The sequence below is a fragment of the Tsukamurella conjunctivitidis genome (assembly GCF_007858475.1).
GTDB lineage: Bacteria > Actinomycetota > Actinomycetes > Mycobacteriales > Mycobacteriaceae > Tsukamurella > Tsukamurella conjunctivitidis.
In genome coordinates, this window is sequence record NZ_VIGX01000055.1 from 1 (window position 1) to 903 (window position 903).

The following is a 903-nucleotide window of genomic DNA, read 5'->3' on the forward strand; positions in this document are numbered from 1 at the left end:
TTTACGCGTTCGTGTGGGCGCGGCGTCTCGCCCGTTCGAGCCCCGTGGGGGTGGGGTACCGGGGGGAGAGAGGCCCAAGGCCGGGCGGGGCCTGGGCCGCGTTGGGGGTCAGTCGTGATCTGAACCCCCCCTACCCCCTGTCGCGGGGTTGATCTTCACATGGCCGGGGCCGACACGAGGAGATCGGGTGGTCAGCGGTCGGATGGCGTCGACCGAGACGCGCAGCGGGACCTGCAGGGTGCCCAGGTCGATGCGCTTGTCGCCCAGCTCGGTGAACAGGGGCAGGTCGATGGATGCGTGCAGGTCAGGTGTCGTCGCCATGGTCGTCCTCCTCGTCGGCAGCTGCGAACAGCGGCGTGGTCCAGTCGCGTGACAGTCGCCCGACCCCCGGGTGTGGCGCGTTGTTGGACCTCGCGTTGTTGCATCCGGCGTGGGAGGCTCGGAAGTTCGCGGGGTCCAGCGCCAGCTCTGGGTAGTCGGCGACCGGGAAGTAGTGGTCGAGCTGGAAGCGCGAGCGGTTCGTCTCGTCATCGAGGGCCGCGTCGTAGTCGATGGGCTGGCCACAGATCCAGCATGGCGCGTCGGCCTCGGCGCACAGTGCGGTGAACTCGCCGTGCAGCTTCTTGTACCTGCGGTGGGAGCGAGGGTCGGCCACGAGATCACCTCACCCCGAGACGACGAAACCCGGGGCGCCATGCGCTCCCGGGTCATCGTGGACATACCTCGTCCGCTGGCACCAAGGTTACACCCGATCCTGGTCGCGTTGTCCAGCACGCCGCAGTGCTCGTGTCGCGCGCTCCTGATGCAGGCAGTCCGGCCAGGACACCCACCTCTCACGCCCGACCTTCATTGACTGGACGCGGCCGCGGTGTACCCAGACCTTCACCAACCCCACCGAGATCC

At 68.4% G+C, this 903-nt stretch carries 2 protein-coding genes; both read right to left on the reverse strand.

Going from position 1 to position 903, the window contains the following annotated elements:
• Nucleotides 1-108 precede the first annotated feature (108 nt).
• On the reverse strand, nucleotides 109-321 hold the full coding sequence (locus FK530_RS24295) for a hypothetical protein (RefSeq protein WP_146489417.1): 213 nt from the start codon (nucleotides 319-321) through the stop codon (nucleotides 109-111).
• Nucleotides 305-655 carry an HNH endonuclease gene (locus tag FK530_RS26390; RefSeq protein ID WP_193560359.1) on the reverse strand — a complete coding sequence of 117 codons (351 nt, stop codon included), beginning with the start codon at nucleotides 653-655 and terminating at the stop codon, nucleotides 305-307. Before FK530_RS26390 ends, FK530_RS24295 begins: the two co-directional genes overlap by 17 nt.
• Between the last annotated feature and the right edge of the window lie 248 nt (nucleotides 656-903).

Excerpts from the sequence above, each read along its gene's own strand:
- FK530_RS24295 (WP_146489417.1), bottom strand. The coding sequence starts at position 321 with ATGGCGACGACACCTGACCTGCACGCATCCATCGACCTGCCCCTGTTC.